Genomic DNA, 23,432 nt, shown 5'->3' with positions numbered 1-23,432 from the left:
AGCACGGAACACCAGCGGCAGATCATTGATACCTTTGTCAACTCGGTCTACGTCTTTGATGACCGGGTCGTACTCAACTTCAACTTCACGGACGATGCCAAGACGGTCACCCGTGAGGAAGTGTTGGGTTCGAGTGCTGTGGACAATGCTCCACCAAACGTAAGGCCGTTTACCTGAAAAGGTAAGCGGCCTTTTCTTGTACCTACGTGCTTTTTGATATGCAAAAATGAAACGGATTCACTTTTGCATATTGATAATGAAACGTGTAGGAGGCCCCCTTTTCAGTCGTTTGTAGCAAGTTTGTAGCAGATCTGTAGCAAAATTCGGAGAGGAACGGCAAAATGGCTCTGAAAACCCGATTTTTGCAGATTTTGGGGTATAAAATTTTATCCTTGAATTTTGTGCAGAATGACGACGGTGCTTTTCATTCGGATTCTGATGCCGTATAATAAAGAAAAAGATCATGGATGAAAGGAGAAATCGCTGTGCGCTACACCATCAGGCATTTTGATTTGCCACTGCTTACCTTTGAAGCAAACATGGACAGTGCAGATACTGACCTCCATATTATAAAGGTCTACGAAGAAAACCGTTCCTTTTTACCTTTGAACCTGACTGTATCAGAAGATGGTGTAGAACGCTGGCTGCGGCATCGCACAATTCCGAAGAACCGAGCGTATGTAGATGCTCTGCTCTCTAAGGTGGGGCTTTCTTTGAATCGTCCGCTGGGAATTATCACCGTCTGCAAAGGACTTTCACTCAATGATTGCTTTTGGGTAGATGCAGAGGGTTCCGGGGATACTTTTGAAAAAGTAAATCTTTACGATAACCGATTCAGTCAGGTGCTGGCAGCAATCGCCTTTACAGGATATGGCAGCAGCATACGAACTTCGCTTGCGTCCTGCCCGGAGTTCTCGACCAACGGGATGCTGCCAAAATGCTGGCGCAGACAAAACGGAAAAATCTACCTTTATAAAGGGGGTACGTCAGGGTTCAGCAATCTGGGGTTTGAACCGTACTCGGAACTGTACGCCTATCAAGTTGCGCAGGCAATGGGTGTAAATGCAATTCGCTACACTCTGACGAAAGACCTGAAAAAGACGCTTTGTTCCAAGTGTGAGCTGTTCACCAGCAAAGAGTATTCTTATATTCCCATCGGACAGCTTGTGTCCAAAGGTGGAATAAAAGCAATTTTTGCGTATTATCAGACGTTAGGTCAGAACTTTGTGGATGCGCTGGAAGATATGCTGGTCTTTGATGCGATCATCTGCAACACTGACCGCCACTATGGAAATTTTGGTGTGCTGGTAGATAATAAGACCAACACGATTGCGGCACCCGCACCGCTGTTTGACCACGGAAACTCGCTGTTCAGTCTGGGCGGAAAGGATCTTTGGGACAACCAGAAAGCATTTGATGAATATGCCCGCACACTGCTTCCGCTTGCATACGATGATTTCTTTGCAGCTGCAAAGAGTGCAATGAAACCTCGTCACCGTACAATGCTCCATAAGCTGCTGGATTTCCATTTTGACCGCAGAGCGACACGTTATAATCTGCCGCCAAATCGCTTGAAGATGATCGAAAAAGAGGTACAGCGCAGAGCAAGAGTGCTTTTAGGGTAAAAAGTGGGGCGTTGGCATCGACCACAATGGCTACGCTAACCGGTATAAAATCGAATGCGACGGTTTGACCATTCTGGATTTGAACGCTCCCGGTTACACGATGCTGCATTGGCTGACGATTCTTTTGGAGAACCGCGAATTCGATACTTCTGCCCCGCTGGCCGCAGAAGCCAAAGAATACCTGATGAACACTTTTCACCTCGACTATAAGTCTGCAGATATCATCATTGGCTACAGGGCAGAGGACAGCTATTTTTCCTTTGCATCTGATTTTATCAACGGCGCAATCTCTTACCGCCAGTTGTGCAATGCCATGCGCTTGGGCAAGCTGGGGCAGCAGTTCGTGCTGAAAAGCAAAGCGGCCTTTGAACAGCTGGAATTTCTCGGCTATGAGACCGCAGACTCTAAAGAATGGTATAAGAAAAAGGCCTTCCGTGACCAGACAGCCCGCCGCCAATATCTTGACGTGGAGCGCAACCGCCGTCAGAGGGGAGACCTTTATATTACCACGATTCTCGACGAGGAGATGAAGCCCAATGATCCACGCTTACGATAAAAGCTATCTTTCTGCTGCACAGAAAAATCTTGCCCGGATGTTGGATTATCTTGTCAACGATCTGCATTATCCGTTGGAGACGGCATGGCAGTGGTTTGTGACCAGTGAACTGTCTGCCCGGTTCGAGCAGGGGGATTGTTCTGTGTTGGTGGGCTTGTCCGGTGTAGAACTTGCCCGCGCTGTACTGGAGCAGGCGGGCGAAGTCGTGCCCATGCAGAAACCCTCGTATGCCTACGACCGCAGCCCGGAATACTGGACAGGCTGGGCTCTTGCCTATTACCAGTGGCTGACCAGTTTGCGTTTTGCAGAGATTGAGCAGGCGGTGCCCATCACGGCGGTGCGGCTGCTGTATACGCCCTACCACGAGATGGATGTACGGCAGTTTGCAGACAAGATGAACGAGTTGTACCGTGCGGCAAAGCCGGAAACAAACCTGAAAGCCATGCGCACATTGGCCGGATTGAGCCAATCGGAACTGGCAGGACAGGCTGATGTGCCTGTGCGTACCATCCAGCAGTACGAACAGCGACAGAAGGACATCAACAAAGCACAAGCAGAAACGCTGCTTCGCCTTGCGCGTGCGCTGAATTGCAACGTGGAGGATCTGATGGAGAAAGTTCCACCGCTGAATTTTAAATAAGAATGAAGCGATGAGACCTGACACAGATTGTGCAAACAAAAAAAGAAAGCTGCCATCCATGAGAGAAAGATTCTCACGGATCGGCAGCTTTTCTCTTTGAAGTTGTTATGCCTTCGTTGTGGTCAGAACTTCATCATTGACCAGCTGATTGGCCTTATCAAATGCTTCGATCATCTGGGTCGCTTTCGGATGGAGATAGACTTCATCTAACGTTTTGGATTTGGGCGTGTGCCCGACAGCGCGTTTCAGGATATCCTTGTTGACGCCTGCGCGGTCACAAAGGCTGGCGTAGGTATGGCGGGTGGTGTAGGGCGTATAGGTGGCAAGCTTCCCGGCAAACTCCGGTTTGCGCTTACCATTTTCGTCGTAAGGATTCGGCTGGATGCCGATTTCCTCCAGGAAAGGATAGAACTTGCGATTACGCCAGTTCTTTTCATTCCAGAAACCGCCTTTTCCATTGGGAAAGAGCGGACCGTTTTCCACAGAGGTGGCATACGCATGTTCAAAAACCGGGATGCCAAAGTCGAGAATGGGAATGATGCGGTTGCGTCCGGCTTCGGTCTTGCAGCCGCCGATCAGATAAGCACCGGATTCCGTGCGGTGAAAATCTTCGTGTTTGAAGTGCAGCAGCTCATAGATACGCACTCCGCAGGCCAGAAGAGCAATTACCATCTGCCCGGTGGGCGTGTTCTTCTGGCTCAGGATCAGCGTCACCTGTTCGTCCGTGAAAATCTCGCGTTCCGGAGATTTGCGTCCTTCGACTTTCAGGACAGATGCAAGGTTGGCATCCACGACACGCCAGCCAATGGCTGTGCGATACAGCTTACTGATAAGAGTACGCTCTTTTTCCAACATACTTTGAGACAGGCCGTTATCGGCCATCTTGTCTAAGATGTTTTGAAAGTCCTGCGCATAGAGGGCGGCAATTTTGAAGTGCCACAGCGGACGGAGATATTTCCACGCAATGTCATAGAGCTCGCGAGCCTTATCGGACCGGCCCTTATATTCACGGGACTCTTTGAACATCCGGAAGCAGTCCTGCAGGGTAGAGTCCTGATAGGGTGTGGCCGGACGCTTCATCATTTCGGCGCGGACAGCTTCTGCTTCTTCACGGGTGACGTAGGTGCCAACAGCCTTCATGACTGTAATTCCGGTGTGAGGATCAGGGATTGGCATTCGGAGCAGCCATGGCTTCCGGCGTGTTCCGGACATTCGTGTGATGCTGCCATTGCCAGACGAGGCTTTCAGCCGGGGCGATTCTCGTTTGGCTGGAACGGCAGGTGGAGCTACTGCACCGGGGGATGGCGCTGTGCCAACGGGATGACCGCAGGCAGAGCAGAATTTAGCGGTATCTGAGATTTGATGACCGCAATTTTCACAGAACATAGAATTGAACCTCCTATTGCTTTGAACTTGCTTCAAAAATGCCCCCGGCATTTGGAGGATGCCGAGGGCGGATGGTCGAATTAGTTACGGGCGCGGGAGAGCTGGTACTCCAGGCTCTGTTCAGCTGTGAGACCATTCTGGATGAAATTTACCAAATTTGGGTAAAAGATGTAGATACGTGATCCGTTCGGTACGTGACTTATGTAACCGGCGGCTACGAGGTTGCGGAGACTGTGGTATGTTATATCATAACCTTCGCTCCGTGCACGACGTGCGGCACCTGTTAGTGTAAGAAAATCCTGCGGCTTATTAACCATAATTTTTCTCTCCTTTCATAAACTGATGGAAAGCACAGGTGGCTTTTCATAATAAGCATATCTTTTTGAGATATAGGACTCTTAAAGGGCGATTAAGGGTACCAGGGAAGATCTGGCTCCTTTGAGAAGTCATAACGCTCCAAAGAATGTAAATCAGGTTGTACTTCCTCATATTGGGCGTTTAAAGGGGGAACGACATAGCCGTAGTTAAAAAATTGACTCTGGTCACGCAGCGTGATAGCACTACAATCGATGTATCCACAATCGCCGGAGTGGCAACATGGAGGCGCTGTAAAATAGATGGCGGGCCTCATAGTTGATAGCAGATCAGAATACTCTAGGGAGACAGGATCGTTAAAAAATCCATCTGGGATGTTCATGACAAATCCTCCTACTTGTTTATTCAATAATAGATGTCGGAAAGTTGATGCTTACCTGAATACAGTCGGAGCTGGGTTGGAGCGAGTCTCCGATGTACGTGAAATCGGATAACAGAAGGCACTGACCGACCTTCAGCTTTTTAAGAAGCTCGACCGTTCCGGAACGCCGAACTGGTTCGGCTAGCATCTCGGAACAGGCTCGAATTTCCGTGAGCGGCGGTTTGAAGAAAAGCTTGGTTCCAGTCTGACTCAACGCCAACTGCTCATCTGGAGCAAAGCCCTTCAAAGATTGTGAGATTAGAATAGAACCGATTGAAAACTTGCGGCCTTCTGTGATAATTCGGTTCAGAATCGTGCCGCGACCAAGCCTGAGATTCTGCACTTCATCGACCATGATAACGATGGGAATCTGCAGCGCACGAGCGGAGCGAAACCAATCGTACAACAGAAGTTCTGCCAAGGTAGTCCTGATTGTATCAGGATAGCTGCTCACATCAAAAATATGTATATGAGGCGAAATCGGAAGGGAAAAGCTTCCGTTTTGGCGGCGTTCAAACACATCATGCTGGAGAAGCGGCTCCAGTCGATTTCCCAACATGCGGACATTTGCAGAAGTGGAACTTTTCAATGCCTTAAGAATGCTTGGGAAGATATGGGGACAAATTTCCCGGCGCTCCACAATCGTTTTGACCTCGGCTGTGAGCGATGCGATTTGAGCAGGGCCAAAACGATTATTTTGTCCAATGATCTGGCAAAGACCATAGGCCGTGTCATAGGGGGACTCTGTATTGCTTCCACAAGGTTTAGGATTGAGAATGTCGGTGGCCACAGGTTCATTGTAGAGATCATGCCTGATTGCCAGTGCCTCAAATTCAGAGGACAGCGGTGGGCAAATGTGATCAGGCGACAAAGTGTGTCCAAGGTCCAATGCGAGCAAGGGGGTTCTTTGCTTAGCGAATTGAATTGCCATGCATTGCCCCGCCGTGGATTTTCCGCTGCCGCTTGATCCAGTAAGGAATATACTGGAAGGATCAACTCCGGGGTGAAGTTGAAGGTGGACCGGGAATTTTTCAGCACCTTCCTGATACGTGCCAAGGAATGCCTGGATTTCTGGCCTTGAAATCATAAGATAACCTCCTTTAGGTTGAAATAGTTGTAATGTCACGACGACCATATCCATTCACAAAGCTGCGATTAATTGATCGAAGCCTGACATTTTTGGAATGCCCGGTAGAGAGCGTGAGCGTCTTTACGATAGAGCTCGAAAGAATGCCAGCTTCAGTCAACTGAGCCAGAACGTCAGATGTAAGAAATTCCGGCATGCGCTTTGCGACCAAACGTTTCACAAGATCAAGGGTGAGATAGAGCTTATACTCATCATATAGTACCTCCTTTTCTTTGCAATAAGTCTCGTCTAAATCACCAATGTCCCGGAATCGGATGGTCTGTTCGCGTGCAGCTGCATAAAGGGCATTGCGGAAGCAATCCGATGCGGTTGTGTTTAGCATAGAATCCCACCGGGAAGGATAGTGATCGAAGGCGGTTCTATAAGCATCTCGAACCTTTTCTTCGGAAAAAGACGCTTTTTGAGAAAACGTCCAGCAAATGATTTCGCTTACAGCACGTAAAACGGCAATTTCCTGACAAAAACTTGATCCTTCCATTCTGTCACGTTCCTCCTTATATGCGCGATACACGCGGGAATCAAATTCGTTGGGATTGCCCTCTACCAAGGAAATCAAATCATTCCATGTTACAGAATCTACACCGGTAGTAGCGGAGCAAGCCTCTGCCGGATTTAACTGGATCGGAATGCAATGCTCACGAATCTCCGGCGTCAATTCTTTTGCCTGAACAATGTAGATCGAACGACTCGCGCTTCCCTTCTCGGCTTCATCGGAGAGGTAATCATAATTCGTAGCTTTCTGATACCGGTTGGACGCAAATCCACCACGGACATGGATAAGCAAGTCGTCTCGATGATGGTTCAGCTGCTTTTTAAGCTCGGCGAGCTTGCAATTGAGAGTGATCTCTGTTGTGATCGAAAAACTCTCAGAGATCACAGCAAACGGCTTAGTCGGCTGCATGTCTTCAGGAAGACGTGTCTTCAAGAAGGATAATCCGATGACCGCGGCCATCATCATCTGGTCTTCGGATGTCAGAGCATCAGGACGAAGAATCGGACTATCCAGCGGTGCCTCACGTCCTGCCGACTCTTTGAAAAACCATCTTGAGGCGTTGATATTCCACCCGGGTATAGGTTGAAAATAGATCTCCTGCTTACTCAAAAGCTGCGCAACGAGCATATAAAACAACCGGGGACCATCTTTTCCACAGCGGAGTGTGCCGCCACTTTTGTAAAATCCTTGAATCAAAGCGTTCTGCTGAAATTTGTCATCGGCAACACGGAAGCCTGAAAGAGTTCCGTTAGGAAGTCTGTACCGGACTTCAATACTCGTAGAGCCGTCCCGTGGATCGATCGCATATCGAGCAGAGAATTCTGTACAGTCTGACACGGGCTTGACAACCTTGTAGAGTTCACCAAGAGGGTTTTCCTTAACAAGGTGGTACCTTCCGTCGGGAAATTCTACGAGACTCTCTGTTTTATATGCGGTGAATTCTCGCAGGTAGGCGCGATTAGCTGCTTTACAAAGCGGATTCGCCCTTTGCTGCTGTAGAGACTGGTTCGCACTTTTCAGAGCAACGTTTTCCTGCTGCAGAGCAGCGTTTTGCGCCTGCAGCATGTTTACTGTCGATAAATCTACATAATTGCCACCTCCAAATGTGACAGCTGGCTGCGGAACTTGCGGCGCTTGATAGATACTCATGCCATACATCTCCCTTTTTCTATATTTAGTTTTCAAGGATCAACTGCTACGTTTCCTTCGTAGCAAGGTGCCGGTGCCTCAAGGGCTATGCTATATTGTAGATCATCGTTATACCTCCTGCCGGTTATGTGTGTTAGGCATCGAGTGAGCCTTGTTTTGCTTGGCTCAGACCCCGGAGCGCTTCCGGTGACCATAGGATAGTCTTTTTTGAGCTAAATCGCAACAAAGAGGTAGAAGTGCTTCTTTAAACGATAGAATGTTATTGAAAAAAGAACTATATATGATATAATGAATTAAATGAATGAGTTTGCCTTGAAAAACTGCATGAAATATAATATTTAAAATAACTGAGGTATACGAATGAAGAAAAATCAAGAAAAGCAGGATGAAGCAGCGGAGAAGTTAGTGAACGACTTTATACGGCGGTGCAATGTCGCCGACAGTATCTTAAGGTACAGTTTTCGATTAGATATGCCAGACGTCCGAAAAATGCCAAAGCAGGAAAATCTAGTTGACTGGGTGGGGAAAAGCGCGTATGAGTTGTTTGATCCCTTGGTCGAAGACAGGCCATCGATGGCGTTTGGAGTTATATGTTCAGGCTCCCTTAATTATTTTGATGGAAGGCTGGAATTTTTTAAGAAAAATGCAGTTGTATACTTTTATTGCCAGTTGCGCGAATTAATTGGAAAGGGAAATCCTATAAGCGCATATGATGCAGTAGAATATACTTATTTTGAATCTGATAAAAATAATGTAAAAGACGGTGTAATTGCAGGGATGGATTACTTGATTCAAAATAAGGTTTATAACTTTCAACCGGGTAAAATTATTATTAATAAAAACGGAGAAGATAATGGCTCTTTAAGCATAGACACAAAAAAGAAAAATAAAAAGTCGTCAGGAAATCATGCTTTGAATACAAGTATTCAGGGCATAAATAAGAAATTGGAACTTATGCCATACTTTAATGGGTTCTTTGTAGAAGGACCTAGTGAATTCCGAGAGGGTGAGCGGGAAGTAAAAGGGCTTAAATTAAGCGATTTGGACGTAGCGGCTGTATTCCGAAGAAAAAGCAAGAGCCTTGAAAAAATTAGTATAATAAAAGAGGCGCAGGAAACGCATAACAAAGCAGAGAGCGGACAATCTAATGATCAAATTGCAAAAAAAGTGATTGTAGGAATCGTAGAAACATATAAAGATCTCATTGAATTGAGGAAAGAAGATAAACTAACATCGGCTGACCGATTGTATATTAGAATTAGAGTTGAGCAAGCACTTGGAGTACAACTTGTGATGCGCCTGTGGAATAATGTGGTCAAGGTTTATAATACAATGGGAACGGCTTTCTTCGATAGAGAATCAGTAACTAGATTGGACAATATTTTTAAATGCAACAATATTCTTAACCGAGCAGAACTGGTGGATATAGCTTTTGAGGCATTGAATGCTATAAAAAAAGGAAAGGATATTACAACATGGAAAGAGGTAATTTCAAATGATATATATGGAAATTTGGTAACTACAGCGCAGAGAGAAGATGATGTACAAAAGTGGAAAAATATATATGAAGAAGGCGTGGCTTTCTTTTCCGAATGGTGTATTCCGCTATATAATACGTGCTTTTGTGTGCTACTATATAGCGCGGTGAAAAATGAAACAAAAGATAGTGCAGAGATTCTCAAAAAAATGTTTGCATATCTGTCGAGTTATATTAATGAAAATCAAATTGAATTTGAATCTGGAATATCAGAAGATACGTTGTTGGAACTGAAAAAAATAAAGAGACGTCCTGAGATAATTCGAGCACTATCTGACTATATAATTGGAATGCTGGATCAACCTGAGACAATGGAAGCTCCAATTACACTATTCGAGCTTGATAAGATGATACCGAAAAAAGCGAATGGAGATTATTTGAAATATATGAAGCTTCAGTTTATTGAAAGAAATAAACTGGTGATTGGGTGGAGCCCAGAAAAGAGTTAAATATACATCCTACATTTCCGAAAAAAATGAGCGTTAAATGCTCCCTAATATCAAGAAAATGGGAATTTTCAAGCAAAATTTTTTTGAAAGTGTAGGAACAAGAGACACATAATAGCTTTTTGACATAAATTCAGGGCGATCACGCAAGTGGTCGCCCTTTTTCTGTATCTGGTATGATTTGACATTCGGCAACAGTATAGTAAACCATCAAAGGAGGATTTGCCGTTATGTTTGATTATTATGATACTCTGATAACCCCGGAAGAAGTTGCCGATATGCTGGGATGTGGTATGAACACCACCTATAAGCTTTTGAAGTTGGGAAAAATAAAAGCTATGAGGATCGGTCGAGTTTGGAAAATTCCTAAGAGAGCAGTACAAGAATATATTGTGCAGGAAGCTCATATGAAAGCTACTGGATGGTAATACGAAAAATGCCCACATGGATAATGACTCCATGTGGGTTTTCTGTTGCTTGAAAATAATGTTTGATAGAGGAATGCACATGTAGATAATCCAGTGTTAATGCTAAATAATGCATGGAGCAGAAGGAAGGTAGAAGTTGATCTTTATTAAAGGCACTAACATTAGAATAAAGCGGCCGAATGGAATAGTTGTAGTACAAACGGTCGCACAAGAATGGCCGAATGTGTAGTGTATATACATTTGGCTATTCTTGCTAGGAGGGGGAGGCGGATGCCGTCATAAATAATATTTTATTCTATAAATTCTCATCTATATTTTCAATGATATTAATTTATCTTTATGAAATATATGAATAGAAAGAAGGTGCTTATAATGGGAAATATCTTTAGTATACGATTGACAGATGAAGATAAAGTTCATTTACAACAGAGAATGGATGAAACTGGTAAAAATGCCACAGAAGTATTTAAGAGCGCAATCTATTTTACCAAAATAGATGCAGACCTTGTTGATGAAATTATATCTAATATTGGATATTATGCGAGTGAAAAAGATCTGGAAGGGATAAAAGAGGAGGTTCATAGATATGTGTTATATCGAACTCAAAAATGAGAAGTATGAAACTTTGGAAGATTTAAAACGGTTACTACAATATATTCTTAGATTAGATAAAACAGCAGAAGATAGTCAAAGAGCGAATACTATAACAAATACCTTGGCAGGTTGTCAGCCAGCGATGATTCCCAATGAATATTTGTGTGATCCGAGTTCAGTTTTTCATCTGATGCTTTTTGAAGTCAGGAGAAGACATAAAGGTATTCCGCAGTTTGCAAAACACCGCATTGTTTCTTTCGCGGCAACGGATTGTATTCTGCCACAGGATGTAGTATCTCTGGCAGAAAGAATAGCAAGTATCTATGCGAAGAACGGTTATATTACAGCCTATGGAATTCATGCGGATAGATTTAATGTACATATTCATTTTGCAGTTTGTGCAGTATCGTTTCAAACACAGAATATGTTTCATATTCAGTGGGAAGCTGAGAGAAAAATGCTCGTGTCAGTAACAAATCAGTGGAAATCTGAGTTCGACGAGATGCTTCAAAATAATATCCAAATGAGGCAGTCAAGAGAAGCTGCATTGTATGGCGATGATATCGTTCGATACGGAAGCGTTCCGATAACTGCAAAAGGTCAAATGGTGCAAAATAAACGAGCTAAAATAGGTAAATAAAAAAGGGGATAGCACAATGGATAAGTTTGATGAAAAAGTGATCGGTTACGAATCTACGAAAGACATTCTGCGTCAGATTCTGGATATTCTAAAAAGACCGGAGGTTTATAAAAGAAAGGGCATTTCTATTCCAAGAGGGCTGCTGATGGAATCTGATCCTGGTCTGGGAAAAAGTCTGCTGGCATCTATCCTGATAGAAGAATCTGAACGGAAGCCTTTTGTTTTTCGTAAAACCAGTCAGGAAAACAGTTTTCTGGATGAATTGAGGGCTGTATTTGTTATGGCAAAGGAGGAAGCACCTAGTATACTGCTCCTAGAAGATTTGAACCTCTATGTAGAATCGAATTCTCCCTATGCGCCGGAATGGGCTTGTCTGCAAGCCTGTATTGATGATGCAAAGGACACAGATCTTTTTGTGATTGCTACTACTAACGATACAAGGTATATGCCACCATCCCTGTTGAGACCGGGTAGATTTGATTATGTGATCTATCTGCAACCTCCGATTGGAGAGAATGCAGAGAACATTGTCAGCTACTATCTCAGGGATAAAGATTTGGCAGAGGATGTGCTGATCTCAGATATCGTCAAGGCTATGCCCAAGGTAAGCTGTGCTACACTGGAAACGGTAATGAACCTTGCTGCGCTGAATAGTGTCTACCAAAGTCATGAGCACATCCAGAAGGAAGATATCATAGAAGCTCTTCTTCAGGTGGTATATAAACTCCAAAAAACGGATAAGGAAACTGACTCCTCAGAGTTGCAGAAGATTGCAGTACATGAAGCAGCCCATGCAGTGGTCGGAGAAGTTCTTCACCCCGGAAGCATTGGAATTGTCACGGTTCGCGGAAGCCAAGGTGTAATTGGTGGTATGGCAAATGGCTGTGCTACTTATGCACAAAATGAGGAGGAATTTCTGGATGAAGTAACCAAAACATTGGCAGGCAGAGCGGGTGTGTCTCTGATCTATGGTGTTATGGATATTCAGGCATCAGCCGATATAGAGCAAGCAGATAAGCTCATGGATATTTGGCAGTGTCACTTTGCAGGTGGTGGCTTCGTAGGAATTGAATCAGGGGACAACAGAATGTCTGAGCAGAGACTTTCTTATAATGAAGCCATCAAGTCAGCAAAACTGGAAGAACTTTACCGCAGAGCCTATAAGATTCTTCATAATAATAAGGAATTTCTGCTTGCTGTGCAGCATGGTCTTCTGGAACATGAAACGCTTCTGAACAGTGATCTTGCAAAAATTCGGGAATCTTGTATCTAAAACCTATTATTCAAAATGATAAAACGGGGCTATTGCACACGCCCCAACAAAAAGACCAGAGTTATTTAGCCAAAAGGCTGAACCGGTCCGTAAAAAGTAGACAATAGACAAAAGACCTCCCCGTGTAGGATAATAGAACTACACGAGGAGGTTTTGTTATGTCCAGAAAATATACCAAAATCAAAGAATTAGAACCACAGATACTCGCAATGCGAGCAGAAGGAAAAACATTTCCCTCGTGCAATTTCATGATTGCAGTGTCCATTATCCGGGCACTTGGAAAATGTGTAAAAAGTGTTCTGCATATAGCAGCAATATGAAAGCAGTATTTCACAGTGGGGCATTATGAATCTATAATAGGTAGCTGGAAATAAACAGAAAGAGGGTCTTTTTGATGGCAACGATATTTTCAAGAGAAGAAAAGGCAGAGGCACTGTTCGGGGAGATCCTGAAAAATCCAGAAGCCTGCCGACGCCTGATGGATACCTTCAACGACTCGCTGGACATGGCAGACGTACTGGATGCGCCGGCCGTGAGTGCACAGCAGTTTGCCGCAGCACTGTTCAATGCCTACGAGAACAAGGATCTGTCTGCCTTTCTGATGGCGATCTGCCAGCACAGTATGTTTGACCTGCTACGGAACGCTGCCCTGATCCCGTTCAAATTCAACGCCGATGGTCAGCCGAACCCGGTGATCCTGACGGATGATGCCGGCGTTCTTTTGCCGAACAACGAATTTGCCGTGAGCAGCAAAGTATACGACCGGTTCATCCGGGTGTTCCAGAAGCAGGAAAAGGTAAAAATGTACCTTGCCAGCGGCTACTGCAAGTATCACGGCTACGACGAAGGATCGATGGATGTGGTGGAGTACCACTACAACCAGCATTTGGGGCTGCTGCTGATCTACGAACTGCCGGACACCGTGAAGCAGAAGGTAACGGAAGCGGAGGCCTACTCCACCGTCTGGGATATCCAGATGAAGCTGCAGCACGCACTGCCCCGTTCCGTGGTCTACTATGGACAGGATACGCTCAAGGACGGCGGAACCCGCTACGATGAACTTGGCGTTTTTCTGCCGCTGGAACACTTTGCCGACCGGCTGGAACGCCATGTGGAAACTGCTACCAAGATCGTTTACGGCGAGTAAACGCCCTGTAAACGAACTCCCTTTATAAGTGCATCACAGCAAAACAAAACGCAGCGAACCGTTAAAAGATTCGCTGCGTTTTGCCTTATATGGGAGAATGGAAATGCTGCACATCAGGTGCAATAACGGAAAGTCTTATCAGTGACAATACGGGCGAAGATCAGCCCTAACGGCAGTGCTACGATGATGAGAATGGCATCTGCAAACCATGTGGCGGAGTCCATCAGAGACAGGATGCCCAGATTATAGATGGCACGGTAGAAATACAGTCCCGGTACCATGATAACGATGGACGGCACGGTGACGGAGATACGGGGATAACCGGCGGCGCTCTTCAGGCAGGAGGCCAGCAGTCCGGACAGCAGTGCGCCCAGAAACGCTGCAACAGCGGGCGGAAAGCCCGCAAGGCTCACCAGCTCCAGCCGGAACGTGTTCGTTACCGCACCGATAAGGGCGGCGCAGACTGCCAGGTTCCGGGGACTGTTGAACATGAGCGAAAAGCCGAACACACCGCCAAAACTTGCCAGCAGCCGGAACACGATCTCTTCCGGGAGTGTCAGGCTCAGGGCAGGGAACTGCACCGGCTGCAAATGCAGCAGCAGTGCCATGATCCAAGCCGTCATGGTTGCCACCAGAATGATGAGGACGGCGTAGGCCAGACGTTCCAGCCCAGAGCGCATATCCAGCTTGGCAAGGTCGATGCCGCTGGTAATGAACGGAAAGCCCGGAATGATGAAGAGCATGGAGCAGATATATCCCGCCTCGTGCTGCGCCGATACGGCAAACAGCACCTCGGCCAGCTTCAGCAGGATGGCATACACGAGGCTTGCTGAACAGACCGACGCCGTAATGCCCAGAAACAGGGTGAAATGGTGCTTTGTCAGCTTGCACCGTACAAAGTTGCCGATGCCTGCACCGCAGAAGGCACACAGCATTTCCACAATGCCGCCGCCCAGCAGAAAGGTGAAGCAGCTGCAGGCCAGTGCAGCTGCAAAGCCCAGTGCGATGGGCGAATACAAGCCGTGGATGCGCTCGATCTCATCGAGGTGGCTGTGCAGTTCTTCGCCGGTCATAAATTTTCCTTCCCGGTCGAAGTCGTTGACGAAATGCTCCAGTCGGTTCAGTCGGGAGGTATTCACGCCCGTATTTGTCAGACAGAGTGACTGGGTATAACACTGGTCACCGTCAAAGCAGGTGAACTCAATGGACAACAGGCCGATGTCCGCTGTTGTTGTGACTCCCAGCTCCCGCGAAAGGGTGTTCATGGAGCTTCGGACACGCCATGCGCCGGTGCCGCATTCCAGCAGCATCAGCCCGGTGCGTCCAATGACGGAGGCTTTTTCCACAAGCCCCGCCTCGGTAATGGGAACGCCCTTGCTGGCCGACGCATAGTCGTGCCAGTAGACTTCCATGTGATTTTTGATGATCTCACTTTGCCGTTGTCCCATACCGGAAAGCCTCCTTTGTGATATGGGAATGTTGCAGCCGTTTCAAGACTGCGGTGCTATTATAAGGGAAATTGCAGGACGGGTAAAACGTATCTTGGATATGCCGGCAATGTTCGTTTGGTATTTCAAAGAAGAAAATACGTTGCGTTTTTGGCGGCTCTGCGGGAGGATAGAAAAAACACGCCGAAAGGAAACTGCCGTGACCCTTCAACAACTCCGCTATGTCACGGCTGTTGCCGGCACCGGCACCATCAGCCATGCAGTGCAGCAGTTCTATATTTCTCAGCCCAGCCTGACCAATGCTATCCGGGAGCTGGAACAGGAAGTGAGGCTGGCGCTTTCCAAGACGGAAAGCTCTGTGGTGAGCCAGACGCTGCTGGAATATCTGAGATCCTCCCGGCAGCGAAAGGATACACCGCAGATAAAATAAGAACAAAGAGGGGCTGTTGCACACGCCCCAACAAAAAAGACCAGAGTTATTTAGCAAAAGGCTTTACAACTCTGGTCTTTTGCTTTAACGTTATGTTTTCAATATTTTGATCGTTTGACACTGGTTTTCCACATCTTTGTGCCGAGAGAGCAAGAAAAAGGGCTACTGCACTGGCTTCTATCCTTGTGCAACAGCCTCGTGTTTTGCTGCGGAATAGTTGGATTTTATCTTATATAAGAAGCTACAAAAATACAGCCCGTGAGTGAGACGCGCGTGTCGAAAGTGAATTTTTGCAAGCGCCCCTGTAGCACACCCATTCTGAAAATGGGTGTGCCGTGAGAGGGTGCTCGCGGAAATTCGCTTTTGACACAAGCGGCTCACGAGCGGAAAAAATTTATTCCTCTTCTTTTATATATAGGAAGGAACGCAGCATTTGAGAGACCGCTGTTCTTTGAACAGGAGAGAGTTTAGCCCAGAGATCAAGAAGCTCATTTTGCTCATTGGTTAAATAAACAGGCTCTTCCTCTTGAAAGAACTGAGAGAGGGTAATGCCGAAGCCTGTACAGATTTTCTCGATAGAAGCAACATTGGGTTGGAGATTTCTTCTCCGCCATGTTGAGATGGTGGATTGGGTCAGCCCGGAGTTCTCTGCTAGGGCATACTCAGACCAGCCGCGGGAAAGGCGTTCCTGTTCAATGCGGCCCAGGATATCAAATGTGGGCTTCTCTCGTTCCATGGTTCGGCCTCCTTGGATAAATCGTAGTGTGTACTTACGATTTTATTGTGATAAGGCTTGACCGATAATTGTATAAGTCGTATACTTTAAATAGCAAAAATCATATTACTGGCATCTAATTTGGGTGATATGATACAAGAAAGAAATCGATTCGATAAAATTTGTGGTAAAACATTCTGAAAAAATGATATGGTAGACACTCCCTGTCCATCTTCGTTGCTATAATGGGGCTGAACCGAAGAGGAGGACAAACCAATGACAGCAGATACCTTAAAAACGACCCGTGTGCTGGAACTTTATCAGGATTTTCTTTCTGGCAAGCTTATCAACAAGCAGGAAGCAGCAGAGCAGTACTATGTGAACGTCCGCTCCATCCAGAGAGATATTGACAGCATCAGAGATTTTCTTTCAGAACAGTGCGCTAAGGAAGGCATTGTAAGAAAAATCGAGTACGACAAAAAGGAAAACGGATACCGTTTGGTCACACAGGAAGTTGAGCAGCTTTCCAAAGGTGAAGTGTTGGCCCTATGTAAGATTCTGCTGGAAAGCCGAGCCTTCACCAGAGAGCAGGTGGAAAAGCAACTGCAAATTATCCTGAACCTTTGTGTGTCTCAAAAAGAAAAAGCCGATATTGAGTGGTTCATCAGCAATGAGCTGTTCAACTATCACGACCCGGCTCATGCAGCCGTTGACCCGGATAACCTGTGGATGGCGGCGCAGGCAATCCGCAATCAGTCGGTGCTGGAAATCGAGTATCAGAAGCTGAAAGAACATCAGATCGTAAAACGGACGGTTGAGCCGGTGGGGTTGATGTTCTCAGAGTATTATTTCTATCTCATGGGTATTATCACAGACCACTCCACCAGAGAGACTTTCCACAAAAAGAACGACCCATATCCTACCATTTACCGGCTCGACAGGATACATTCCATCAAGGAAACAGGTGAAAAGTTTTCTGTTCCCTATAAAGAACGCTTCAAAGAGGGCGAGTATAAGAACCGTACACAGTTCATGTTCGGCGGAGAGCCGCAGAAGATCAGCTTCAACTACTATGGCCCATCGGTGGAAGCTGTGCTGGACAAGTTCCCCATGGCAAAAGTTGTGGACAAACAGGAGGGCGTATGCTCCATTGAAGCAGAAGTCTTTGGAACGGGCGTGAAAATGTGGCTGCTCAGTCAAGGAGGCAAAGTCAAAGTGACTGCGCCGGAAACGCTGGTGCAGGAGATGAAACAGGAAATTGAAAAGATGGACGATCAATATTAAGGAGGCTGTCTTACGAACAAGGAGAGCGAATAAAACTAAACTGCGAAATGAACCGAAAGGAACACACTTAGAAAGCAGGAGGTAAAAGAAAATGGCTAAAACTATCAAGTTCAATCTGATCTGTGACAACACACCGGTACGCACGATTGAAGATCTTCAGAACAATTTTTCCATTGAGGATGTGCTGAACTATTACCGCAATGGTCTGCTCTGCCGCTGGCTGAAGGTGCGCGGCTACGAAGAAGAGCTGAAAAAGGTGGAAGAAATCCGTTCGGAAGATTCCATGGGCATCATCAAGGAGTTGATTCGGATCTTTGAGATTCCCTGCGACCCGGCAGAAGTAGAAAAGAGCATTTACATCCTGAAATATAAGGTGGAAAGCGAGAGCGAGAACGAGCAGTACAAACAGGAAGGTTATAAGGTAGAAGGCATCATTGAAGATTATCAGCAGGGATATCGGAGCCTGCTCAATACCGTTTTCGAAAACCAAAATGATGCTGCGCAGATCAAGGCGGCTATTCAGGAGATCGTAGAGAAATACAAGTGGGTGCTGCAATATGATTACCGCAGGGTTTTAACGGAATTGGCTGACCAGAAGATGCTTCTGGCTGTCATGTGCTTCCTGATGAATGAGCAGGCACGTGAAGTCTGCTTTGCACCCGATCCGGAGAATCTGACCTTCCCGGCAGGTTCTGACAACTATGTGCTCTATGAAAAAATTAAAACAATGCTGGGACAAAAAGAAATTATGGAAACACTGGGTGACAACCTGAAATCCTTTTCTGGTGTTACGGACGGTTATTGGAAGGACCTGAAGCCGAAGGGACAGAAATATATGCTGCTCAGCATTGGAGTCGGCGACTTTGCCCGTTCTGCTGGTGTGATCGGCGGAGATCTTGGCAGTGCTCAGATCAATGGCAAATTCCCCGTTGTAGACGGCATTGACTATAAGAGCAACTCTTCCATGCGCACCATGCTTTACATGGAGGTGTAAGGATGAAACGCAGTGCAGAAAATATCCTGGCTTCCTACATTGACGCGCTGCACCCAATCATTTACATTAATCACTTTGATTTCAAGGTGATTGATGCGGCAATTGCGCACGTTGGGCAGGGTGCAAAATGTGTGGAGTTCAACAATGCGCTTGGACTTGTGGACTTTAAGACCAAAAGCCCTATGAAGGGCTGCTCTCTGGAAGAATTTTTGAAGCTGACCATGGATGATGGGTTCGAGCAGCAGACCTTCCTGATTCTGAAGGATGTCCACCGGGAACTGGATAATCCCAAAGTAATTGCGTACCTGAAACGCATTGCGGAAAACAACCTCTATAACGAGAATTACAGTGCTACGATTTTTATTATCTCTGAAGTGACGGTCATTCCGCGTGAGTTGGAAAATTACATTACGATTTTTGATATCCCGCTGCCGACCATTGATGAGATTCGGGGCATTATTCGTGCGTTCATCACAGATATGGAAATTGAGGTGGATGCTGACACCATTGACGAAATTGCCCTTTCGTTCAAGGGGCTGAACGAGTTCCAGATCCGGCAGATTCTGACGTTGGCGTATCAGGACGGTGGCTGTATCACACGAGGAGATAAGGCTCTGATCCTGAAGGAAAAGGAGCAGTTCATCAAGAAATCTGGCATGTTGGAGATCGTTAATTTCAGTGAAAGTATTGAGGACATCGGCGGTCTGGAAAATCTGAAAGACTGGCTGTACCGCAAGGCGTTTATCTTCCGGGAGCTGGACAAGGCCATCAAGTTCGGTGTGGATGTGCCCAAAGGCATTATGATCATCGGTATGCCGGGCTGTGGTAAGAGCCTGACTGCCAAGGCGACGGCAAGTCTGTTTGAGATTCCGCTGGTGCGCCTGGACGTGGGACGGCTGCTGGGAAAGTATGTGGGTGAATCCGAAGAAAATATGCGGAACGCGCTCAAGCTTTCGGAGGCCATCAGCCCGTGTGTGCTCTGGATCGATGAAATTGAAAAAGCCTTTGCCGGTGTCGGCGGCGAGGGCGGCGGCAACGATGTGACTACACGGTTGTTTGGTCAGTTCCTGACTTGGATGCAGGAAAAAGAGAACACGGTCTTTATTGTGGCGACCGCAAATGATATCTCCCGTCTGCCGCCGGAATTTCTGCGTAAAGGCCGCTTTGATGAGCTGTTTTTTGTGGATTTGCCCAATGGAACCGAGCGCCGGAAGATTTTGGAAATTCACTTGAAAAAGCGCAAAAAGTGGAATGAGAACATTGATTCCATTGCACTTATCAAAGAAACAGAAGGTTACAATGGCGCAGATCTGGAAGCTGTGGTCAAGGATACCATTGAACGTGCCTTCATCGAGGGTAGAACGACCATTACCACAGCCGATCTGATCCGCTCCATCAAGGACACCAAGTCCATTTCCTGCACACTGAAAGATAAGATCGCCAGCATCCAGAAAACTGTGGAGAAGATCGACATCAAACCTGCCAGTCTGGAGGACAAGAAGGAAAAAGAACCGGACCCCTCACAGGCGTATGTGAAGGCTGCAAAAGCAAAAGCGGAACCGAATCCCTTGCGGGCGTGTGCGGAGGCCGCAGCGGAGGCCGCAAAGGTAATAGCGGAACCGGGAGTAAAAACGGCTGCGAGCGTCACAAGCGCAAAGCGCGGGTTATATGCTGATATGTTTGGAGTACTGATGAAAGAGCAGAAAGGGAAGCAGCAATGAAAACGGTTGTGCAGCCCTATGATGAAGAAGTGGATGTGACTGTTCTGGAAGTGGATATGCCGGAGCCGGAACTGCTGGAACAGAAAACCGGTTCACCGGAGGTCACGCCGGAGGACTGGGAAAAGGTCAAGCCGATCTACACGGATTTTATGCAGAGCTATACCAGCCACCCGGAACAGCCGGTGGAGCAATGGCTGGGTGGAAAGCTGCAGGAATATCTGCCGGAGGAACCTTCGGAAGAGATCCATAAGATGACGGACGAGATCGTTACCACTCTGCACCGGAACGAAGCGATGCACCAGTCCCTGCAAGAAGCTGTTGCCAATGGCCGCAGCAGGGAGAGCTGGTTTGCCGCGCAGACCCAGAAATCAATTTCGGCAATGTCGGCGCAGGAAGCCTCGGTCTATTTGGCTGGGTTGGATAAGGCGCTGGATACAGCTAACGAGCAGCTTTACCACACTATTAACACTAAGGCTGGTGTGCCCAGCCAGAACCCGAATCTGGACGGGTATATTGCGGAACAGTACCATGCACAGACTTTTAACCTGAATGCCGAAGCAACAGGAAGCGAATATCGTGCTAAGGTGCTGGAACCGGATGGTGCTTACGGAAAAAATTCGGTGGATGTCGTCATTGTAGATGGCGAAGGCAAAATCGTCAAGCGGTATCAGTGCAAGTACGGGCAGGATTCCCACGCAACGGGGGAGATGTTTGAAAAAGGGGACTACCGTGGCCAAGGAAAACTGATCCCGGACGGACAGGAAATCGAAAAGAAATCGTCCAATGTCATTGAAGCGCCGGATGGAACCACCAGCAAGCCTCTGAGTAAGGAAAAAGCCAAGCAGATGCAGGAAGAGGCCCAGAGCGGCAATTGGAGTGAACTGAACTGGAACGAGTATCAGGTCAAGGATCTTGCCATGGGCATCGGCAAACAGGCGGGTACAGCAGCACTGCAAGGGGCTGTGATCGGTGCAGGTATGACTGTGGCACAGAAGGTCTGGAACGGAGAAGAAATCGACGGGCAGGAAGTAGTGGAGGCTGCTCTGACCGGCGGTGCCGACTTTGGCGTAAAGGCAGCAACGGCAGGTGCGCTGAAAGTGGCTTCAGAAAAAGAGATCCTCTCCGTGATCCCGAAGGGTACGCCCGCAGGCACTTTTGCAAATATCGCATACGTTGCGGTGGAAAATGTAAAGGTGCTGGGCAAGGTTGCCACTGGGGAACTTACCCTCCGGGAGGGTTTTGAAAAAATGCAGGAAACCACGGTGTCAACCGTGGCGGGCTTGGCCTCCATGAGCAAAGGTGCAGCGATAGGCGGCGCTGTCGGTCTGGCATTTGGTCCAGTCGGTGCAGCAGTTGGCGGTTTTGTCGGAGGAACCGTTGCCTATATGGCTGGCTCCAAAGTGGGCGAGCTTGCTGTAAAAGGTGCACGGAAGGTTTTTGAGGTAGGAAAAACCGTTGTGAAAAAAGTTGCACAGAAGGCTGCCGATATAGGGTCCCGAGTGCTGGAGCATGTTGGCAATTTAGTCAGTAATTTCGCTGGATTTTTGGGATTTTAAAAAGTTCGTTTTTGGGGTGTAAATAAAAAATAAACAGTGCGGGGTGACATGATGCCACTCCGCACTGTTTTGCTTAGGTAAAGGATTTGAGCACTTCTTTCAGTGCTTCACGCTGTTCCGGGGAAAGACGAGCCAGAAGTTCCAAAAACTCCTGCTTTTCCTCCTGGGTAAGCTTGTTCTCCGACTCAGAATGATTTTGGCGGTTCATAAAAGACATTTGCTCCTTTCGGCAAATCCTGTTCAGCCATCAGTTCAGCACGAATCTGACGCTTGTACTTATAATAGGTATTCCGGGCAAGACCGGTGAGCTTCATGCACTCAGCATCGTCAAGTGTGCCGCCAAAGGTCTTGCAGTGAGTGCGGATAATCTGCTTGGCTTCTCTGGCTTTTTTCGTTTCAAAGCCAACACCCTTTTTGCGACCAACCTGCTTGCCGTTCAGCCGGGCGGTCAAAAGGCCCTCACGGGTACGCTGGTGCAGATCGGCAACTTCTTTTTCGGACTGCTCAAAGGCCAGTTTGATCTGCTCCTTTGCCAAGGCCATCAGATACTCGTTGATGCCCTTCAAGATGAAGTCCACATTTGTCCCTGTCATGGCAATGCTGCCGGACAGGGCTTTTTTGTAGGTCTCGGTGTCGATGTGGTGCTCTTTCAAGAACACCAGCCGGATGCCCTTGTGGTAAAGGTCTTCGTACAGAGTAAAACCTTCTTCTGCATTTCTGGACATCCGGGACACCGAATCGAACACCACCGTATCCCCGGATTTTAGAATCCGATAGAGCTTCAGCCATTCCGGGCGAAAAATGGATGTGCCAGTATAGGCTTCCTGCACGATATGGGCAGTCGGGTATTCGGCCTTGATGTTGCGGATCTGACGGTCAATGCTCTGCTTTGCCGTAGAGATGCGGCAATAGCCATAGATGTTCATGCGTCTCCTTTCTGGCTCAAAGATAACGAGCGACATTTTTAAGACTGTGTTTTGCACCTTGAAATGGTCTGAAAACGGCTGATTTTAATACAAAACAGAATATACGGTATTTTTAATACAGTTTTAGTGGGCATAGGCAGTCATAAAATCAGAAATGGTAGTGCACGGTTTGTGATTGGCGGTGTCCTCGCCATCCAAAGGAGCGTAGTTCCAGTCGGTGTCCTCGTCGATATATCGCCGCCCATCATCCGGCAGTTCCAGCGGTTCCGCAAGAATAATGGTGCCCCAGTGGTTGACCATCACAAAGGGCGCGATCTCACAAGGGATGCCCCGGCACTCATCGTCGTGCCGGACATCGTAGGCGTACAGACCATCCGGGATGGTATCCCTCTTGATGCGGATGCTGGTGAACAGCGCAGGCTTTCTGCAAACCGTAATCTCCTCGTAGTGTTCGGTCATTGCATTAAAGGTCATAAGGCGTTCCTCGTATAATAAAATAGTAGTATTTATAGACCGCTCTCCAGCGGAATGCTACAATAGTTTCAGGGTGCTGTGGATTGG

23 protein-coding genes are annotated in these 23,432 nt (G+C 47.0%); 14 read left to right on the top strand and 9 right to left on the bottom strand.

Going from position 1 to position 23,432, the window contains the following annotated elements:
* The first annotated feature begins 485 nt into the window (after positions 1–485).
* From GKG34_RS14930 to GKG34_RS14920, 3 genes are read left to right on the top strand one after another with little or no spacing between them, the layout of a single operon-like run.
* Entirely contained in the window at positions 486–1,625 is a 1,140-nt protein-coding gene (locus GKG34_RS14930; protein WP_242821948.1) for an XRE family transcriptional regulator, read from the top strand.
* 16 nt (positions 1,626–1,641) lie between these two features.
* Complete coding sequence (locus GKG34_RS14925) at positions 1,642–2,181, top strand: DUF3990 domain-containing protein (RefSeq protein WP_082210856.1); 540 nt, start codon at positions 1,642–1,644, stop codon at positions 2,179–2,181.
* The gene (locus tag GKG34_RS14920) at positions 2,162–2,821 is read left to right on the top strand and encodes a helix-turn-helix transcriptional regulator (RefSeq protein WP_005942773.1); all 660 of its coding nucleotides are present in this window, start codon (positions 2,162–2,164) and stop codon (positions 2,819–2,821) included. Before GKG34_RS14925 ends, GKG34_RS14920 begins: the two co-directional genes overlap by 20 nt.
* 105 nt (positions 2,822–2,926) lie before the next feature.
* Here GKG34_RS14920 and GKG34_RS14915 read toward each other — a convergent pair whose 3' ends face one another.
* From GKG34_RS14915 to GKG34_RS14895, 4 genes are all read right to left on the bottom strand, one after another.
* The gene (locus tag GKG34_RS14915) at positions 2,927–3,961 is read right to left on the bottom strand and encodes a tyrosine-type recombinase/integrase (RefSeq protein WP_005942770.1); all 1,035 of its coding nucleotides are present in this window, start codon (positions 3,959–3,961) and stop codon (positions 2,927–2,929) included.
* Positions 3,962–4,616: 655 nt separating this feature from the next.
* Positions 4,617–4,904, bottom strand: a complete 288-nt coding sequence (locus GKG34_RS14905; RefSeq protein WP_044953782.1) for a hypothetical protein — start codon at positions 4,902–4,904, stop codon at positions 4,617–4,619.
* Between the two features lie 19 nt (positions 4,905–4,923).
* Positions 4,924–6,030 (bottom strand): hypothetical protein, encoded by a 1,107-nt coding sequence (locus GKG34_RS14900; protein ID WP_005942762.1) that lies wholly within the window; start codon positions 6,028–6,030, stop codon positions 4,924–4,926.
* Positions 6,031–6,043: 13 nt separating this feature from the next.
* A complete protein-coding gene (locus GKG34_RS14895; RefSeq protein WP_243139286.1) occupies positions 6,044–7,732 on the bottom strand; it encodes a hypothetical protein in 1,689 nt (562 codons plus the stop codon).
* Positions 7,733–8,092: 360 nt separating this feature from the next.
* Between GKG34_RS14895 and GKG34_RS14890 the strand changes: the two genes are divergently transcribed.
* The 6 genes from GKG34_RS14890 to GKG34_RS14865 all read left to right on the top strand — a co-directional run bounded on the left by GKG34_RS14890 (position 8,093) and on the right by GKG34_RS14865 (position 13,797).
* A complete protein-coding gene (locus GKG34_RS14890; RefSeq protein WP_005942755.1) occupies positions 8,093–9,718 on the top strand; it encodes a hypothetical protein in 1,626 nt (541 codons plus the stop codon).
* Positions 9,719–9,945: 227 nt separating this feature from the next.
* Positions 9,946–10,143, top strand: a complete 198-nt coding sequence (locus GKG34_RS14885) for a helix-turn-helix domain-containing protein (RefSeq protein ID WP_154256734.1) — start codon at positions 9,946–9,948, stop codon at positions 10,141–10,143.
* Positions 10,144–10,515: 372 nt separating this feature from the next.
* Positions 10,516–10,755 carry an antitoxin gene (locus GKG34_RS14880; protein WP_243139285.1) on the top strand — a complete coding sequence of 80 codons (240 nt, stop codon included), beginning with the start codon at positions 10,516–10,518 and terminating at the stop codon, positions 10,753–10,755.
* Entirely contained in the window at positions 10,730–11,377 is a 648-nt protein-coding gene (locus GKG34_RS14875) for a relaxase/mobilization nuclease domain-containing protein (RefSeq protein ID WP_154256730.1), read from the top strand. The genes GKG34_RS14880 and GKG34_RS14875 overlap by 26 nt, the downstream gene beginning before the upstream one ends.
* A 16-nt stretch (positions 11,378–11,393) precedes the next feature.
* Positions 11,394–12,650: an AAA family ATPase gene (locus tag GKG34_RS14870; RefSeq protein ID WP_005942741.1), complete on the top strand. Its 1,257-nt coding sequence runs from the start codon at positions 11,394–11,396 to the stop codon at positions 12,648–12,650.
* A gap of 394 nt (positions 12,651–13,044) precedes the next feature.
* Positions 13,045–13,797 (top strand): DUF4866 domain-containing protein, encoded by a 753-nt coding sequence (locus GKG34_RS14865; RefSeq protein WP_154256728.1) that lies wholly within the window; start codon positions 13,045–13,047, stop codon positions 13,795–13,797.
* Between the two features lie 113 nt (positions 13,798–13,910).
* Here the strand turns inward: GKG34_RS14865 and GKG34_RS14860 are convergent, their stop codons facing one another.
* Positions 13,911–15,245 (bottom strand): threonine/serine exporter family protein, encoded by a 1,335-nt coding sequence (locus GKG34_RS14860; RefSeq protein WP_005942733.1) that lies wholly within the window; start codon positions 15,243–15,245, stop codon positions 13,911–13,913.
* Positions 15,246–15,444: 199 nt separating this feature from the next.
* On the opposite strand from GKG34_RS14860, the gene GKG34_RS14855 reads away from it, so the two are divergent.
* Complete coding sequence (locus tag GKG34_RS14855; RefSeq protein ID WP_242821946.1) at positions 15,445–15,675, top strand: LysR family transcriptional regulator; 231 nt, start codon at positions 15,445–15,447, stop codon at positions 15,673–15,675.
* A gap of 394 nt (positions 15,676–16,069) precedes the next feature.
* Here the strand turns inward: GKG34_RS14855 and GKG34_RS14850 are convergent, their stop codons facing one another.
* On the bottom strand, positions 16,070–16,411 hold the full coding sequence (locus GKG34_RS14850) for a helix-turn-helix domain-containing protein (protein WP_005942725.1): 342 nt from the start codon (positions 16,409–16,411) through the stop codon (positions 16,070–16,072).
* A gap of 255 nt (positions 16,412–16,666) precedes the next feature.
* On the opposite strand from GKG34_RS14850, the gene GKG34_RS14845 reads away from it, so the two are divergent.
* The 4 genes from GKG34_RS14845 to GKG34_RS14830 all read left to right on the top strand — a co-directional run bounded on the left by GKG34_RS14845 (position 16,667) and on the right by GKG34_RS14830 (position 21,945).
* Positions 16,667–17,674 (top strand): WYL domain-containing protein, encoded by a 1,008-nt coding sequence (locus GKG34_RS14845; RefSeq protein ID WP_005942722.1) that lies wholly within the window; start codon positions 16,667–16,669, stop codon positions 17,672–17,674.
* 91 nt (positions 17,675–17,765) lie between these two features.
* The gene (locus tag GKG34_RS14840; RefSeq protein WP_005942719.1) at positions 17,766–18,668 is read left to right on the top strand and encodes a hypothetical protein; all 903 of its coding nucleotides are present in this window, start codon (positions 17,766–17,768) and stop codon (positions 18,666–18,668) included.
* A gap of 2 nt (positions 18,669–18,670) precedes the next feature.
* Complete coding sequence (locus GKG34_RS14835; RefSeq protein WP_005942716.1) at positions 18,671–20,389, top strand: AAA family ATPase; 1,719 nt, start codon at positions 18,671–18,673, stop codon at positions 20,387–20,389.
* Positions 20,386–21,945, top strand: a complete 1,560-nt coding sequence (locus GKG34_RS14830; protein ID WP_005942713.1) for a hypothetical protein — start codon at positions 20,386–20,388, stop codon at positions 21,943–21,945. Before GKG34_RS14835 ends, GKG34_RS14830 begins: the two co-directional genes overlap by 4 nt.
* Before the next feature lie 73 nt (positions 21,946–22,018).
* Here GKG34_RS14830 and GKG34_RS16105 read toward each other — a convergent pair whose 3' ends face one another.
* The 3 genes from GKG34_RS16105 to GKG34_RS14820 all read right to left on the bottom strand — a co-directional run bounded on the left by GKG34_RS16105 (position 22,019) and on the right by GKG34_RS14820 (position 23,345).
* A complete protein-coding gene (locus GKG34_RS16105) occupies positions 22,019–22,153 on the bottom strand; it encodes a hypothetical protein (protein ID WP_005942710.1) in 135 nt (44 codons plus the stop codon).
* Positions 22,131–22,871 carry a recombinase family protein gene (locus GKG34_RS14825; protein ID WP_173015266.1) on the bottom strand — a complete coding sequence of 247 codons (741 nt, stop codon included), beginning with the start codon at positions 22,869–22,871 and terminating at the stop codon, positions 22,131–22,133. Before GKG34_RS14825 ends, GKG34_RS16105 begins: the two co-directional genes overlap by 23 nt.
* 123 nt (positions 22,872–22,994) lie before the next feature.
* Complete coding sequence (locus tag GKG34_RS14820) at positions 22,995–23,345, bottom strand: LPD28 domain-containing protein (protein WP_044953780.1); 351 nt, start codon at positions 23,343–23,345, stop codon at positions 22,995–22,997.
* Positions 23,346–23,432 lie beyond the last annotated feature (87 nt).

This window comes from Faecalibacterium sp. BIOML-A4 (assembly GCF_009679665.1).
Taxonomy (GTDB): Bacteria; Bacillota; Clostridia; order Oscillospirales; family Ruminococcaceae; genus Faecalibacterium; species Faecalibacterium taiwanense.
This window is presented reverse-complemented; position numbering and strand designations above follow the sequence as displayed.